Annotated in this window: 10 protein-coding genes; 3 read left to right on the top strand and 7 right to left on the bottom strand. The window is 41.3% G+C overall.

The genetic code is table 11. The features are described 5' to 3' along the window. The first annotated feature begins 4 nt into the window (after positions 1-4). The gene (locus FIS9605_RS0127770) at positions 5-3,721 is read left to right on the top strand and encodes a CHAT domain-containing tetratricopeptide repeat protein (protein WP_026735497.1); all 3,717 of its coding nucleotides are present in this window, start codon (positions 5-7) and stop codon (positions 3,719-3,721) included. A gap of 213 nt (positions 3,722-3,934) precedes the next feature. Here FIS9605_RS0127770 and FIS9605_RS0127765 read toward each other — a convergent pair whose 3' ends face one another. The 6 genes from FIS9605_RS0127765 to FIS9605_RS0127740 are packed head-to-tail and all read right to left on the bottom strand — an operon-like array spanning position 3,935 to position 11,012. Further along, complete coding sequence (locus FIS9605_RS0127765) at positions 3,935-5,482, bottom strand: hypothetical protein (protein WP_026735496.1); 1,548 nt, start codon at positions 5,480-5,482, stop codon at positions 3,935-3,937. Then, positions 5,479-7,155 (bottom strand): hypothetical protein, encoded by a 1,677-nt coding sequence (locus tag FIS9605_RS0127760; protein WP_331280976.1) that lies wholly within the window; start codon positions 7,153-7,155, stop codon positions 5,479-5,481. The genes FIS9605_RS0127765 and FIS9605_RS0127760 overlap by 4 nt, the downstream gene beginning before the upstream one ends. Next, positions 7,152-7,568 (bottom strand): hypothetical protein, encoded by a 417-nt coding sequence (locus FIS9605_RS0127755; RefSeq protein WP_026735494.1) that lies wholly within the window; start codon positions 7,566-7,568, stop codon positions 7,152-7,154. The genes FIS9605_RS0127760 and FIS9605_RS0127755 overlap by 4 nt, the downstream gene beginning before the upstream one ends. A gap of 2 nt (positions 7,569-7,570) precedes the next feature. Next, the gene (locus tag FIS9605_RS0127750) at positions 7,571-8,389 is read right to left on the bottom strand and encodes an RAMP superfamily CRISPR-associated protein (protein WP_026735493.1); all 819 of its coding nucleotides are present in this window, start codon (positions 8,387-8,389) and stop codon (positions 7,571-7,573) included. Beyond that, positions 8,389-9,387: a CRISPR-associated protein Cmr3 gene (locus FIS9605_RS0127745; protein WP_035140284.1), complete on the bottom strand. Its 999-nt coding sequence runs from the start codon at positions 9,385-9,387 to the stop codon at positions 8,389-8,391. The genes FIS9605_RS0127750 and FIS9605_RS0127745 overlap by 1 nt, the downstream gene beginning before the upstream one ends. After that, positions 9,363-11,012, bottom strand: coding sequence for a Cas10/Cmr2 second palm domain-containing protein (locus tag FIS9605_RS0127740; RefSeq protein ID WP_026735491.1), 1,650 nt, complete (start codon positions 11,010-11,012; stop codon positions 9,363-9,365). The genes FIS9605_RS0127745 and FIS9605_RS0127740 overlap by 25 nt, the downstream gene beginning before the upstream one ends. Before the next feature lie 946 nt (positions 11,013-11,958). Here FIS9605_RS0127740 and ppk1 point away from each other — a divergent pair. After that, a complete protein-coding gene (gene ppk1 / locus FIS9605_RS0127735; protein ID WP_026735490.1) occupies positions 11,959-14,100 on the top strand; it encodes a polyphosphate kinase 1 in 2,142 nt (713 codons plus the stop codon). A gap of 167 nt (positions 14,101-14,267) precedes the next feature. Continuing rightward, complete coding sequence (locus tag FIS9605_RS0127730) at positions 14,268-15,917, top strand: metallophosphoesterase family protein (RefSeq protein ID WP_026735489.1); 1,650 nt, start codon at positions 14,268-14,270, stop codon at positions 15,915-15,917. Between the two features lie 141 nt (positions 15,918-16,058). Here the strand turns inward: FIS9605_RS0127730 and FIS9605_RS0127725 are convergent, their stop codons facing one another. Further along, complete coding sequence (locus FIS9605_RS0127725) at positions 16,059-16,499, bottom strand: OsmC family protein (protein ID WP_026735488.1); 441 nt, start codon at positions 16,497-16,499, stop codon at positions 16,059-16,061. Positions 16,500-16,743 lie beyond the last annotated feature (244 nt).

The raw sequence follows: 16,743 nt of genomic DNA, 5'->3' as shown, positions 1-16,743 counted from the left end.
GTAGATGAAAGAAATTCTAGAACAAATAGATCGACTGAATCGAGAAGTAGTGCAACTTGCTGGACAAGGCAAATTTGAACAAGCGACAATAGTTGCAAAAAAAGCTGTAAAAATAGGACGAAAGAATTTATGCAGACATCAAACTTTTGCAGATAGTTTAAATAATCTCGCAGAATTATATCGGATGCAGGGATATTTCTTGTTAGCAAAACCCTTGTATACCGAAGTCTTAGATTTGCGAAAAAAGTTGTTAGGAGATTCGCACCCAGATGTCGCACAAGCTTTAAATAATCTGGCTGTATTTTATGTTTCTCAAGGATTCTATTTAGAAGCAGAAAACAACTTTTTTGCTGCTTTAGATATTTTCAAATTTCATCTAGGTGATGAACACGAGCAAATCGCCAATTATTTAAATAACATTGCTGAAGTTTATCGAGAACAAGGACGCTTTGAAGATGCTGAAAAAATGCATCTAGAAGCACTAAATATGCGAAAGCGGTTATTGGGAGAATCCCATTCTGATATTGCTCAAAGTTTAGATAACCTCGCAGCAGTTTACGAAAATCAAGCACGCTATTCGGATGCTGAAAAAATGCACTTGGCAGCATTAGCAATGCGAAAAGATTTGCTGGGTGACGAGCATTGGTATGTTGCTGTCAGCTTAAATAATTTAGCAGCGTTGTACAACTCCCAAGGACTTTATTATCTAGCGGAAGAAAATTATTCCCAAGCATTGGAACTATCTAAAAAAACTCTCAACGATGAACACCCTTATGTGGCAATTACCTTAAACAATCTCGCTAACACTTATAAAAATCAAGGGCGTTATACAGATGCAGTAAACATGCATTTAACAGCCTTGGCAATGCGCAAAAATTTATTTGGAAACGAGCATTTAGAAGTTGCACAAAGCTTGAGTAATTTAGGAGATATTTATCTTTTACAAGGGCGTTATATGCAAGCAGAGCAAGTGTATCTAGAAGCTGATTCTATCAGGCAAGGCTCCTTAACTCCCAAACATCCAGATATTGCCCTCAGTTTACATAATCTCGCAGTTCTCTATACATGTCAAGGACGCTACCAAGCAGCCGAAGAAAAATATTTGTCAGCATTATTGCTCCACGAAAATATATATGGAAAAAATCATCCCGATGTTGCTGATAATTTAAATCATTTGGGTGGATTGTATCAAGAGCAAGGGCGTTTTTCGGATGCTGAACAAAAATATTTAGAAGCTCTAGCAATTAGAAAGAATATATTTGGACAAGAACATCCCGATATTGCAGACAGTTTCAATAAAATCGCAGAAATTTATCGTTTACAAGGGCGGTATTCCCAAGCCGAGGAACTTTATCGAGAAGCCTATTCGCTGAGTAAAAGCTTACTGGGAGAAATGCATCCTGATGTAGCAGCGTGTCTCAATAATTTAGGAGTATTATACGATGCTCAATTTAAATATACGCAAGCAGAGCAATTATTTTTAGAAGTGTTGTTGATTGTCAAAAGTCAGTTTGGCAATCAACATCCGCAAATAGCCAGCACGATGAATAATTTAGCTACAATTTATGGCAGTCTGGGGCGCTATGACCAAGCTGAACAAATGCATTTAGAAGTATTAAAGATCAGAAAGTCTTTATTAGGTCAAGAACATCCAGATATTGCCAACACTTTAAATAATTTGGCAGAAATATACTTGTCTGTTGGACGCTATCTCGAAGCCGAACAATATTATAGAGCAGCCTTATTGATGAGGAAGTCTCTGTTGGGAGATAATCATCCTGATGTGGCATTTAGTTTAAATAATTTAGCAACTTTATTAGCTGCTACTCAACGTCCTGTTGATGCTTTGTCATGTCGCATTCAAGCCAGCGAAATCAATGATAAGTTAATTAGTAATGTATTTGCTTTTAGTTCAGAAAATGACCGGATAGCTTGGATTGAGAAAATCAGAGGTAGTTTCGATTTATTTCTCTCTCTAATTTACAAGCATCTTCCTAGTTCAGAATATGCTTTGCAGCAAGCGTTAGATTTTGTCCTCAAACGCAAAGCTTTAACAGCCGCGTCACTGGCTGCTCAAAATGAAGCTTTATATAGCGATCGCTATCCCCATCTCCAAGAACAGTTTCGTCAACTGGCTGATTTGAATGCACAGTTGGTAAAGTTGACTTTTTCTACTCCTCAAATCAGTGATTTCACTACCTACCAGAAAGAGTTAGCAGGACTGGAGGCTAGATATAACCACTTACAAAAACAACTAGCAGCTCAAGTACCAGAAATTCAATTAACAGAGAAACTTGGCGATCGCTTTGCAGTGGCTGAAGCATTACCAACTAATGCGATATTAGTTGAATTTGTCCGGTTCGATGTCTTCCATTTTCATGCAATCCCAGCCAGAGGAGAAATACAATGGCATCCTGCTCGTTATCTGGCATTTGTCTTAAGAACTGGACAACCAGATGCAGTGCAGATGATCGATTTAGGAGAAGCCGAAGCTATAGATGAGCTGATTTTAGCATTGCGATCGCTTGCTTGTGACCCAACTAAAAAAACCCTGGCGTGGGGAAAAGTCGCTGACCTACCTAAATTGCAAGTTAAACAATACGATCCAACGGTAGCTATTCAACTGAGTCGAGTGCTTTTTGAGCCGATCCGTGAGGTGGTACAAGGTTATGAACATCTGATCGTTGCACCGGATGGGAATCTGAACTTACTGCCGTTTCAAATATTACCAATTGATGAGACGGGCACGCACCTGCTCATGGATGAATACATCATCTCGTATATAGGTGTCGGGCGGGACATGCTCCGTTCTAGAGTACAGACTGCACGCACTGCGGATGCACCTATTGTAATAGCCGATCCAGATTTTGATTTGGCTAGTGAGCAGAAGATTGAGGAAGTAAAAGAACCAGGGAGAGAAGAATTTATCGATACTCTTGATGGTGAGGTTTTATCTCGCGCGATCGGTACAAGGTTTCTTGGTGAAAGTGTTGCCAAAAAGCTACCAGATGCACGGTTATATATGGGAACACAAGCACTTGAAACCCACCTAACCAGTAGTAAGTGTCCCAAAGTTATGCTCATCGCCACTCACGGTTTATTTTTACCCGACTCGCCGCAAGCACCACCTAAGATGAAGCGTGAAGAGTTGGGGATCAAGCGTTTTGAGGTGTCAAAGGTAAAAAACCCGATGATGCGTTCTGGACTTGCTCTTGCGGGTGCAAATACTTGGTTATCTGGGGGTAATCTACCACCCCAAGCAGGTAAAGGCTTTGTCTTTGCCCAGGAGATCGCCAGCTTGGACTTGTGGGCGAACGAACTGACTGTATTGTCTGCCTGCGATACTGCCAGAGGAGATATTAAAATTGGCGAAGGTGTATTTGGATTGCGTCGTGCTTTTGCTGTTGCAGGTTCAAAAACACTTGTAATGAGCCTGTGGAAAGTGCCTGATAGAGCAACTGCGCTATTGATGGATCGGTTTTTTGATAATTTGCAATCAGGGATGGGGCGTACTGAAGCGTTACAGAATGCTCAAAATTATATACGTAAAATTACGGTAAAAAAATTGCGGCAATCTGCTTTGGGTATGGAAGTGTTGAAAGAACTTTTGGGAGTAAAGGAATTATCACCACAAAGTAAAATTGATTATTATGAAGAAGATACACCGCTTGAGCATCCCTTTTACTGGGGTGCGTGGATTTGTCAAACAAGTGAAAAATAAAAGTTAAAAGTAAAAACAGAAGAGATAATTCTTCTGCACCGTAACTTTCGTTGGCGATCGCGCTTAACACAAAAAAAGCTAAGTCACTGACTCTAAGAGTTCATTTATAAAGAAAATCTGATCCCCACAACCCCCCTAAAAAAAGGGGGATTAAGGGGGAATCTACAATCGACGTAAGGGTTAGAGATCCTTAATATTCACTTTATAAATCACCTATAACATATTAGCAATCTCTTGAAGGCGTTTTTGTAATTTTTCACGTGTAAATGGCAATTCAAGTAGCTGGAGTGCTTTAAAAAATGGCTCTTTGACATGTTCATTATATATTTTCATCACATCAGAACCACATTCTGTTTTAGAACCTCTCAAATATTTAACAACATCTGTATCTTTCATTCCACAAAGGTTATGAACTAGTTGATTGCGAAGGTCTTTATCAAATTCTGGTTCTTTTTTGCAGTACCGTTTCATTAAATTCCAGGTCTCAATGTTAGGTTCTAATGCTTGTAACCATGCGAGGAGTGCAAAATTTTTATTTGTCACATTAAAGTCACTATCTGATTCAAGGCGATAATTTATCACGGGAAAATTAACCGCAGTTAAGGCTTGCTTTTTCGTATCAATACTTGCATTTTGAAGCGATTGATTTAAAAATAAGCCGAGAGGCAGCCACTTCACTAAATCGTAAACACTCCAAATCACTCCTTCTAAGTTAATTGTTGAATTTAATTTTTGTACTTTAGACAAAATTGCAGCTTTAAGAAAAGTTTCGTGTGCTGCCATTAATAATGCAATTCCTTGCAAGTAATTCTTATGGCTGAAGAAAATTCCAAGCAAATCTAAACTATCTACAATTCGTTGTGTTGAAGCTTCAACGGTTAAATCATCATTTGTGTCGGTATCTGAACGGTAAAGGTTGAAGAAATCAACCATCTGGTTAAGTTCAGTAATTATATTTGGCTTAATGCGTTCAATTCCTTCTAAAATTTTGAGTGCTGCTCCCGGAAATCCACTAATAATTAACTGTTTCGCTTTTTGGATTTGTATCCCTCGCCCATATTCCGAACTAGGAATTATATCGGGTTCAGATTGCAGATTGTAGTTATCATCATAGTAGTAATTGCTCAGAACAAATTCAACCTTCTTAAACTGTCCTAAACTGACAAACTGAACTGCTGAGGATATAGCTGGTGTTCCCGCCTGATGGCTCAGATAAACGGTTTTGAGTGGATTATCTTTCAACTTCTGAAATGTTTGCTTGACTATCAATAAAGTTTCGTTCCAGTGGTCTAACCCGTGCTTCAATTTTGTCGGTTCGAGAGTCTCAAATTCTGGTTTAATACCTAAATTTTTATGCAAATACCATGTTAAAATAGGTTTTAAAGTACATGTATCTTGCCAGTAAGGACAACTTGCATAAAGTATCTGTTCTTCAGAAAAAATCTGTGATTGATCGGTCAACAAAACTATAATTCGTTCAGGTTTGATATTTTTTTGCTGAAAATAACGGCAAAAAGTGTCAAGCAACGGAAATATTAAATCTTGATAATCATCGAGACGATGACCGTAGACACAACCTATAACACGGGCAGGTGCGGTGTAGTTTGAGTCTCGGTCATAAGGGTTCAACTTTGAGAGATTGGCAAATTCATTACATACAAGGTCATCGCGTACATCACTGTATAAGGAACCCCAGTTATTTTTGCGATCGCGTAGAATTTGTACGTCGATGTTACCCGTTGTGACAATCCACGTTGTCATAGTCTACGCTCCTGTGGATATAGTTGAGTAAACCGTCTGTGTTGAGCGAGGAATTCCAGAAACCCCCGTGTTCTCTCATCTTCGCGGTTGGGAAAAATTGTTAACAGTTCGATAAATTCGTCACCTTGACGTTGTAAGTCACCGTCCTCCGTCTTGATATATCGAGGATACATGCGATGCCAAATCCGACCAATTTGATTAATTCTTCCAGTTAAAATTGAGCCTTTAATCGAGGCGTTGGTGTTATAGTTACTGTGAAACCAGCGCACCGCCAAACAGTCGTCTTCATCTCTAGCAATGCGTCCCCATACTTCGACGTTATTAGGATGCCATGCTTCACGCCAAGGTGCTGGTGTGTCGCGTAAAGGTTTTTGTTTGATTTGTAACCAGTCTCTTAGATTTCTTTCACGCAGATTGTGTAAAAAAACCGTAATATCACTTAATTTATTAATAGGATAATATAATTTTTTCGACAATTCAGTAAATTCCCAATGACATCCAATCATCGGATTGACCTGATTTCTAACATAATCATTGAAAAAGATACGATGGTCAACTCGTCGCCATGACTTACCAAACCCACTCAGGAGTAAAGTAAATTTGATCAGGTTGATTGCAAGGGTTCTCAATCTTTTGCTTTCATTTTCTGAGAGATTGCAAGTAGAAAATAAGGTCAAAATTCCTTCCTCTAACTCATAGGTAGGCATTGAAACCCAGTTACCATTATCGTTTCTATACCTATATTCACTTAATTCCAACTCAATGGAGTTAAAAGCTATACCTAAAACCCCAGCCACTGCACCATCACGCTTAAATCCTCCCCAAAGTTCGTTTGTCAAGTCTTCTGCTGTTACCGCATCGGTGACACCGCCAAAAAGCCTTAACGTATGTCCGCGTAAAGCGGCTTTAAACATATTAGGGCGGAACTCTTCAGAACCATCTAGTAATTTAGACGCTAAACCTTGTCCGTGTAACCAAATTTTCAGCAACTTGTTTTGCGAGTGTTTTACAGGTTGTCCGTACCCCGCACTTGTGCGGGAACCAATTCCCCGTTCCAAGGCGGTTTCCCAAATCTGCCAAATTTCCTCCCATATAGTTTCGTCTAGTTTGTTGCTACTCGATATTGCAAATACGAGCGTTGGTTGATACAAGGAAATGAGTGCAAATGCTCCATCGTCTTTAGTATTATTTTTGACTTGCCAGGGTTGTTGTGGATGGACAATATCGACTAAAGACTGGTTGCGCCACGTCGCATCGCGCGGATATCCGCCATGAAATCGCAGAATTCCCGGTTCAGTGTCACCATTTTTATTCTTGCTACCACAATACCGTTGTGCTTGTTCGTGAGTACAAGCCCGTAGGAATGCACCTTTCATGCTTGCACCCGGATAGAATGGAAACCCATTAGCAGCGATGACAGGACGAATAAAATCAGCATCACTACCACTATTGGTTACAAATCTCCATGTAATTTTACACTCTTTTTTACGGAAATTTGCGGTGTTTTGTTTTGTCAGCAAATTTGGTAGACGCTGTGCAGTTCCTTCAAGCCACTCATCCACCCAGCGATAGGCTGGATTTTCTTGATGGCGATCGATATATTGCATTTGACCGCGCCCTGATATCTGCGCTTGAAACATTAACGGAACTTCATTGGCATTATGCGTCATCATTCACGTTCTCCTGTTCTCTTGTATCGCTGCGTCCACCACACAAGGCTGTCACAGAACTGTGTTAGCACCGCCAAGCAAATTCGTTGGTCTTCAAGGGAAAGGTTCCAAAGTTCTTGGGCAACAGCTTGAATCTGTTCCGTGTCATGATTAGAAACATTATTCTTGGGAAGAGTAATCCCGGTTCGCGTCATAATAGTTGCGAACTTTTGCCAGGTTTCACACCAATACCTACCTTTTGCTTGTTCCTTGGCGTCGCTTTTAGCCAACAAGCGTAAGTGTTCTCCCCAAAATCTTTCCAAACCGTATGCAACCGTTGTCCGCATTCTGTGCGATTCTTTAATCACATCGTCGTTGCGGTATTTGAGGACAAGGCGCTGTGCTTCACGGTCTAAATTATACGGATACCAACTCATGCCTATACCCCCTTAAGTGTCAACTCGCAGTATCCAAAACCAATCGATTCTAGTCCACCAAGGTACATTTCAGCCTTCCGCTTACCATTGAAAGGGTTCCATGTTGCGTCCGTTTTCCGTAATGCGATTGGAAACACTAAAATCGTTCCTTCTGGTAACGCTTCTGTATTAAAAAATCCGTTATCATCAACTACTTTTTGGTCTTCTTTAAGCCTGACTCGACTTTGGCGATAAAGCGCCATGTCGTGAATCATCCCAATGTCAGCATCATCAACGATAACCGCAGGTAATTCTTCACCATTCGGAAACCACGCCGATAGGTTTGTGATGCCATTATCGATTGTCAAAAATCCGATGTTAAAAAACAAGGTTCTTTGACCCCGTGCTTCGCGTGTCCTCAGCTTGCGAGAACCGGTATAAGGTTCGGGTACTTCTTGAGTCATTTCAGTAATGCGTTTGTAGCGTTTGAGGAGACGGGGAGAACTCACCCAAACCATTGGTTGTCCGGGACTAAATACGGGAAACCAGATAATTGATGCGTGTTCAAATTTAACGATAGACTCGTTATTGACATTTGATCGCTCCGAGTCCGCTGCTTCGCCATACCAATAGTTAACCTGTGCATTTCCTTGCGCTTCGTCATCAAAACATTGACGCATATCTGCACGAAAGCGACCGCGTAGAGAACTAGCAGGAATAATACCAGTTTGGGTGAACTGGTCGCGGAAAATCAGGTTCAAATTACCGCTTTCTTCTCCAGCTGCCGCACCAACGTGCAGTGGAGAAAGGGTTTCAATGATACCGTGTGCGCGTTTGTACATTACTCAACTCCATCAATATTCACAGGTAGACATAATCCACAGCCAACTTTTTGCAGGCTGTAGCCTTCGTTAGGAAACCACGTTTCGTCCCAATTCCGCCATGATTTACCAATTGGTTTATTTAAGACATATACGCTTCCTGCTGGAACTGCGTAACGTCCGCGTCCTAACCTACCTGTGGCGCGGTAGCGGTAGGGGATAGGTTTATCGGTTAAGAGTAGTGGCGTGCCAAAGGTTTCCTCAAACTCAAGGGGGTAGCGGTGCGAAAACCGCGTCGAACCCCAAACACCGGGTACAATTAATGCGAATGCACGTTCAATTGGTTGCTCAAATAGTTCGAGTATCTTTTTGCGGGTAATTTTCTCGCACTCGATTTCGACGATATGGTTTTCACCCCCGAAACGATACCATCCTGCTTCGATGGGATAAGTCGCTAGGTAAACCAAACAATATTCCTCTGGTAGTTGAACCGCGCTTTCTAGAAACAAACCACCCGAATTTTTGACGCAGCGTTGATTAACTTCCATCTGCGGATGTAAAAAGCTGACGCTTTTCCACGGTGATTTTGCCGCCGACTGGTTTGATTTGATGACGCGGGCTGGTTTACCCCAAGCACCAATTTTTTGCCATTGATAGTCAGGTTCGAGCTTTTTTGCTGCATTTTCTCGATACCATTGACCATTACGGATAACCCAAGTATCAACTCCATGTTCGGAGATAATTTGATGCCAGGGAATAGGTACATAAAAATCTTGTTTATCCTCGCAGTCTGCCCAAAATGGGCCCGCCACTACAAGTTCATGACGTAACTCTTCTTGTGTATAGGTTTTGCTAATTTTATTCGCACTAAATATTAGCCCAGAAAGTGTACTTGCATCAGGTGGAAACTTGGTTCCCGAACGACCAACGAGATTTTCAGGTGACAAAAACGCCCCTTTACTCCCGTACATCATACCTAACGGGCGAATTGCAATCAGGTATTCAAAGGATTTGAGCATAAATGCCAGCCGATGTATATTAAATTACGAATCCAATTGGTTGTAGCAACAGCGCGATCGTATTGATCATCGTACTCACCAACCAAATGGTCGATATGTGATTCTAAATATTCCCCTTCCCCAGGAAAATAAAGATCAAAAAATTCAATTGCAAATTTGTAATCTATTGCTGAAGGCTTAAACTCGAAGGCATGACGTGCATCAAGTTGAGCTAAATCGCCGTATACGTGACTCCAATTTGATTCCCCATTTCGGTCACTATATTTCTTCAAAATATGCAAATAATCCCAAGGACAAGTCCACTGCACATATTGTCCACTGTTGAAGACAACACGAATTGTCACCCGATTGCGTCCCCGACTTTTTGCTAGTTTCTCTGCTTCACGGCAATGTTGGAGTACATCCCTTTGGGGTACGCTACCAGCAACCCACACAAACCCGACACTTAAATTAACCTGGTTACATTCTTGTTTATTTTCTCTCCACTTAGAGCGCAAAGTCATTAACCATTCAAATGCAGCTAATGGCTTCACGGGCTTTCTGGGATTTCTACTATAAATTACTCCGAGAAAATCATCACCTCCTGCATAAATAACTCGCCCTAACCTAGTTTCTTTATAAAAATTGTTATAAAAGTTTTTTCCCCAGTTTCGCATTTCATAACTGAAATCCTTTATTCCTTGTTCTCCTCTTTGTCTAGCTATTTCTTTGAGTTTATCTCCCACTTTATCGCCATCTCCCATAAACCAACCTGTCCATTGTCCTCGTCTATTATTAGTTGGTTTACGCTGAATTTCCTTAAAACCTCTATCTAATTTCTCCATTCCAATAGTGTTGGCTATATCATCCCTAGTCACCAAACGTTTTACTAATTCAGGGATACTCAGTTTTTCATTAGGATCAATAAACTTACCTTCTATCTGTTCATCTTCACTTTCATCTTCAGATTCTGTTGATTCCTCTGTTGTATTGTCAGATTTATCTACCTCTTCAGTAACCTCTGCAAGACGTTGATAAAATTGTTCGATTTCCTTTTTTTCACAACTATAATTCAGATGCTTAGGGTTGCGAGTTTCTGCGCCCAATCCAGGAAATGCTATTCCATCTGCACCTGTTAAACTAGAACTTTCTCCAATCCAATTAATTGCTTTCCAAGCACGAGAGAGTTTGCGAGTTTCTAAGTCCTCCATTGCCAAGATGATTCCTTCATCTTCTGTCTTTCCGCTTCCCTGTCCCCAAAATACTTCCCAAGCATAGTGACCCCAGTTTCGCCATTCTTTATCCCAGGAGTAATCTAATTCGCGTAATTTTCCATTTTCTGGATCATCTATCCACGACCGACATACTTGTAAAATTTTCTGCCACTCATCCAACAAAAGCCTCTGGACTTTATCTTGGCTCAATTCCCCTTTAATCAGTATCCGATTTGGCATTCCCTTTTCTAAATTGGGCAGTCCAGGAGATATAACTTCACAATTTGGAAGCTGATTAACAGCATCAACTATCTTTTTGCTTAGATGAGACAGAATTAGAGATGCACCATATAAGTCTCTTAGTTTCCGGGATTTTTCGATAAACCCTTGCACAGGAGCAAAGGTGATAGCAGTATATATAGGATGAGTCACGGTATCTTCAGAGTTTAAATATACAAACTTTTAAATCCTATCGTTAGATATTGGTGTTAATTGTGACTTTTAATTTCTGTAGCAGCATATACGTAAATAAGATGATACTGCAAGCAGAGTATACATTTCTTTGGGTATTGCTCCTATTAAGAACTGTGTATCTAATCGCATTCGTAAGAACGATCGCGAATGCAGTAAACAAAACTACAACTGCTGCATAGGCAATTATTGTATAAGTTCTTCCTTTAAGTACTGCTGAATTAGTTGTTTGCTGAACTTTATGGCTGCTAGCACTTCTACAGCAATGAGATTCTACTAAATTATTAACCGATACTTAATTTATATTTAAAACTTACTTAATTTTTTCTTTAAATTTCATTAATCTAAAATGAAGAGACTGAGTATAGTTACGCAAAAAATTAAATAAAAATTATCTTAGGTAATCAGACAAAATTAATTACACACATTGTTTTCCTGTTAAGAGTTCCCCGTTCCCCGTTCCCTTTTTCCACAAATGAATTTAATTTTGCTCAACTAAGTAAGTCAGTGGAAATAAATCAAGCTATGTTACGAAACATAAATATGCTTGAAACCCTTACCAATGACCAATGACCCTTACGGGTACTCTGCGAGAAGCCCTTCGGGTACTCTGCGAGAAGCCGCGCTGCGCACGTCTACGCAGTCGCTCATGGGGAGAACCCCCTTTCTGCGCGCTGCTCACCGCCCTGCGGGCGTCTACGCCAGTCGCACCCTGCACCGAAGCCGCCCTGCGGGCGTCTACATGGGGGAAACCCCCTTTGGAGCGCGCTGGCTCACCAATGACTAATGACGACCTTAACTAGTTAGCTTTATTTGTACCGACCTACTTACTTAATTGCTTAAGGATATTAGGCTATTGAAATTCCTAACTTGAGTCAAAAAAATATTCAGAATTAATGCAAATAACATGACTAAATCTAAAGAGATAGCCAAAGCTATAAACCTCAGCGATTCTCAGTATTACTTTAATCGAGAGCTAAGTTGGTTGGAATTCAATCGTCGAGTTTTACATGAGGCGTTAGATTCTCGTACACCTTTACTAGAGAGACTGAAGTTTGCAGCCATCTTCAGTTCCAATCTAGATGAATTTTTCATGGTGCGCGTGGCAATTCTCAAAGACCAAGTCCAAGCCGGAGTTAGCCAGCGAACGCCAGATGGTCGCACTCCTCAAGAACAATTAGAAGCGATCGCTCAACTGTTGCGTCCAATGGTAATTGAGCAACATCATCTGTTTGAGAAAGTCCTGCGTCCAGAAATGGCATTTCATGGTATTTATCTTCTCAATTACAAAGACATAAGTTCCGAACAGCGTTCTTATTTGCAAGATTTGTTTAAACAGCGGATTTTTCCGGTTCTCACGCCTTTGGCAGTAGATCCTAGTCATCCTTTCCCCTTGATGGCAAATCTTAGTCTGAACTTGGCAGTAGTTGTTAAAGATCCAGCCACAGGGGAAGAAAAGTTTGCGAGAGTCAAAGTTCCCAATATTCTGCCTCGATTTATTGAGTTACCTAAACAGTTGCAACAGCATAACGGTAAATCAAATCAGTGGATAGGTGTACCCATAGAACAGGTAGTGGCGCACAATTTAGAAGCCTTATTTCCAGGCATGATTATTAAGGAATATCACCTGTTTCGACTGACTCGCAAGGCCGATATCGCAGTAGTAGAAGATGAAGCAGATGATTTGCTATTAGCAATTCAGCAAGAGTTACGCGGACGACACTTTCGTGGTTCGGTGGTGCGGTTGGAAATTCAACCATCAATGCCTAAGTCAGTGCGACAGATGTTAATTGAAGAAATGGAACTGACTGAGGGTGATGTTTATGAGATCGATGGACTGCTGAATTTGAAGGATTTAATGTCGTTCCTGGCTTTGCCGTTACCTGAACTCAAAGATCCACCTTGGACACCAGTCATTCCACCTCGTCTGCGTCATTTAAATCAAGCTAGTAAAATTGCTCAATTAGATGATCCAGAAGATATTTTCTCTGCGATCCGGCAAAATGATTTGCTGGTGCATCATCCTTACGAATCCTTCACCGCCTCTGTAGAACAATTTATCGTCCAAGCTGCCCGCGATCGCCACGTGCTAGCAATCAAAATGACACTTTACCGCACCTCTGGGGATTCGGAGATTGTTAGTTCTTTGATTGCTGCGGCTGAAAGCGGTAAACAAGTTGCTGCCCTTGTAGAATTAAAAGCCCGTTTTGATGAAGAGAATAACATTACTTGGGCACAGAAATTAGAAAAGTCTGGTGTTCATGTCGTTTATGGCTTGGTAGGGTTGAAGACTCACACCAAAATTGTGCTCATAGTGCGTCAAGAAGGAGAAGATATTCGTCGCTACGTCCACATTGGCACGGGCAACTACAATCCCAAAACAGCGAAATTATACACTGATATCGGACTGCTGAGTTGTCGAGAAGACTTAGGCGCAGATTTAACAGATTTATTTAATTATTTAACGGGCTATTCTTGTCAGCATTCTTACCGTAAGCTGCTAGTATCTCCCGTAAGTATGCGCGATCGCATAATTGCCCTCATCCGTCGCGAAATCGAACACTGCAAAAACGGCAAAACGGGTCGTATCATCGCTAAAATGAACTCTTTGGTCGATCCCCAAATCATTGCTATCCTCTACGAAGCATCTCAAGCTGGGGTACAAATTGATCTAATTATTCGGGGTATATGCTGCTTGCGTCCTGAAGTTCCAGAAGTCAGCGAAAATATTCATGTAATTAGTGTCATCGGTCGTTTTTTGGAACACTCTCGGATCTTTCATTTCCATAATCACGGACACAATGAAGTGTACATCGGTAGTGCTGATTGGATGCCCCGCAACCTAGATAGACGTGTAGAAGCCGTTACACCAGTTGAAGATCCGCAGCTTGTACAAACTTTGCAAAAAATTCTAGAGATCAGCCTAGCAGACAATCGCCAAGCCTGGGAACTTAAATCAGATGGTTCCTATATCCAACGTCATCCCGCTAAGAATGAGCCAGAACGCAGTACCCAAAATATACTGATGGAAATGACACTAAAATCATAGAAAGTCGGTGAGAAACTCCTATTCTTCTAGTGGTCTGTTTCATTGAATTCACTCTCAGTCGGTAATGGAGAATGGGTACTAGGTACTAGGTACTGGGGAAGAACCATAACAAGGTTCTTTCCCAATCACGAATCACCAATCACCAAATTCTTTTTGTGCAGCCACTTATGACATCACCACCTCAGTTACTAACCGATCCATTTCTGCAACTGCCAACTCCAACTTCAGTGCGAGTTGTGTGGTTTACCGAATTTGCTGGTTACAGGCATCTTGTTTCCTACGGTGAAAATCTAGCTACAACAGTCTGTGCCAAAACTACCAAACTGAGTCGCACTCGTGAGGATCAACAATCACGAGTAGGAAGTCAAACCCAAGACGGACAAGTTTATCAACACCCCGTCCAACGCCATATCTGGCGACACGAAGCTGAGGTAACTAGTTTAACTCCCAACAAAAATCTTGCTTATCGAGTCACGAGTGTAAGGGAAGATGGTCAGAGTGTCAGCAGTAATGTGTATAGCCTCGCACCTACTCCTACTCCTGGTACACCGCTGAAAATTCTGCTTACCTCCGATCATCAAATTAAGCCAATGGTGGCAGCAAATTTACAAAAGGTTGTCGAAACAATAGGGCAAATAGATGCAGTTTGGTTCGCCGGTGACTTAGCGAATATCCCCGATCGCGCTAGTGAATGGTTTGATGATAATCGTGGTGGTGCGTTTTTTCCATGTTTGCAAGGTCGTGCCAAATATGAAATAGACTGCAACGGTACTAAAACAAGCTACACTGGCGGTCAGATTATTCAACATGCGCCCATGTTCACTTGCATTGGCAATCATGAAGTCATGGGACGGTTTGCTAGAAAAGACAGTTTGAACGAAGAATTTAACGATACTATTCCCCGTACAGTTGCTCTCAAATTATATGGGGAGAACTTCCTCAAAGATAACTCTTTTAATACTGATACCTACGAAGAGATTTTTACCTTACCTGAAAGTCCAGAAGGTGGAAAAACTTATTATGCAGTCAGTTTTGGTGATGTGCGTTTAGTAGTGCTGTATGCCACGAATATGTGGCGTTATGTCAACACTGATGGTGGAAAGCAGGGAAAATACGGTGAACCAGAAGTAGAATTAGACAATCCAGAAAATTGGGGTTATGGACAGCATATATATGAGCCTATTGCCAAAGATAGCCAGCAATATAACTGGCTAGTGCAAGAACTCAACAGCCCTGAGTTTAAACAAGCCAAGTATAAAGTAGTGATGTTGCATCATCCGCCTCATACTTTAGGCGACAACATTGTACCTGCCTATACTGACCCAGTGCAGATAATTGAACGAGATGAAGATGGTAATATCAAGGCAGTGCGCTACGAGTATCCTAAGCAAGCAGACTACATTATTCGTGATTTACTGCCACTGCTGGAAGCAGCACAAGTGCAGTTAGTGTTTTTTGGACATTCTCATTTATGGAACCGCTTTTGCAGCCCATCGGGGATACATTTTTTAGAAACTTCTAATGTCGGCAATTCTTACGGCGCTGCCTATAAAGATAAAAAGCGCAAGAACCTACCACCTTGGCAAAATCAGGATTACGTAGCAATTGGCGATCCCTATGGATTAGAACCAGTTACGCCAACTATTGCACCTATGCTGGATGAAAATGGCCAGACGATACCATATATTGCTAGTAATGAAATCACTGTTTTCAGTATCTTTGACACAGGTACGGGTACGATAAGTAGCTATCGTTTTGATACGCGCAAACCAGATGCAGAAGTTATCAAGTTTGATGAATTTAAGTTGAAAGAGTGATTGGGAGTTAGTTTGTAGTAGCGCTTAGTACGGCTTTGCGTAAAAGCATAGCGATTTAAAACGCAGAGGGGCGCGGAGTCTTAGTGCCCAAATTTCGCCATGAACTTATGCAATGTTGTACTTAGTGCTACTACAAACCTATTACGCCAAAGTGGCATCCAATTCTATTTCTACTCCGCCACGTAAAGCATTTGAGACAGGGCATCCTGCTTCAGCTTCTTGCGCGATTTGCTGAAAGGTTGCTGTATCAATACCAGGAACACGTCCCTGAGTTTCTAGATGGATCTTGGTAATTTTGAAACCACCTGTTTGTTGCGGTTCGATTATGCAAGTTGCTTGCGTTTGCACGCTCTCAGGCTGGTATCCTTTTTCAGTTAATGTAAATGCAAATGCCATGCTATAACAGCCAGCATGAGCAGCTGCTATCAATTCTTCTGGATTGGTGCCTGGGGAGTTTTCAAACCTAGTTGCAAAGCTGTAAGGAGTGTTTTGGAGTACTCCACTGGTAGCACTAATTTCACCTTTGCCGCTTTTTAAGTTTCCACGCCATACGGCTTGTGCGGTACGCTTAAGGGCTGCCATACTCCCATGTCCTTTTAGCATTAAAAGAGCGACTTTATCTTAGTGCAATTAAATAGGTAATGCATACCTCACTGGGTAGAAAAAGAACGATGCTGAGTTTGAGGTTTTGGATTAGCTTTTGCCCAGGCGCAATTTATAGCGTTGCTACTTATCATCAATACCAAGCGATCGCAATCTTTCAGCCAACCTTTGAGCACCTTGGCGTTCTTGTTCTAGTTCTAATTGTGCCTGCAATGCTGCTTGG

The organism is Fischerella sp. PCC 9605 (genome assembly GCF_000517105.1).
GTDB lineage: Bacteria > Cyanobacteriota > Cyanobacteriia > Cyanobacteriales > Nostocaceae > PCC9605.
The sequence above is the reverse complement of the archived record's forward strand: the minus strand, read 5'-3'. Positions and strand labels throughout refer to the sequence as shown.

What these genes read in the sequence shown, in the direction of transcription:
- FIS9605_RS0127755 (WP_026735494.1), bottom strand. Translation starts at nt 7,568, where the DNA reads ATGAGTTGGTATCCGTATAATTTAGACCGTGAAGCACAGCGCCTTGTC.
- FIS9605_RS0127760 (WP_331280976.1), bottom strand. Translation starts at nt 7,155, where the DNA reads ATGATGACGCATAATGCCAATGAAGTTCCGTTAATGTTTCAAGCGCAG.
- FIS9605_RS0127750 (WP_026735493.1), bottom strand. Translation starts at nt 8,389, where the DNA reads ATGTACAAACGCGCACACGGTATCATTGAAACCCTTTCTCCACTGCAC.
- FIS9605_RS0127745 (WP_035140284.1), bottom strand. Translation starts at nt 9,387, where the DNA reads ATGCTCAAATCCTTTGAATACCTGATTGCAATTCGCCCGTTAGGTATG.
- FIS9605_RS0127770 (WP_026735497.1), top strand. Translation starts at nt 5, where the DNA reads ATGAAAGAAATTCTAGAACAAATAGATCGACTGAATCGAGAAGTAGTG.
- FIS9605_RS0127725 (WP_026735488.1), bottom strand. Translation starts at nt 16,499, where the DNA reads ATGGCAGCCCTTAAGCGTACCGCACAAGCCGTATGGCGTGGAAACTTA.
- ppk1 (WP_026735490.1), top strand. Translation starts at nt 11,959, where the DNA reads ATGACTAAATCTAAAGAGATAGCCAAAGCTATAAACCTCAGCGATTCT.
- FIS9605_RS0127765 (WP_026735496.1), bottom strand. Translation starts at nt 5,482, where the DNA reads ATGACAACGTGGATTGTCACAACGGGTAACATCGACGTACAAATTCTA.
- FIS9605_RS0127730 (WP_026735489.1), top strand. Translation starts at nt 14,268, where the DNA reads ATGACATCACCACCTCAGTTACTAACCGATCCATTTCTGCAACTGCCA.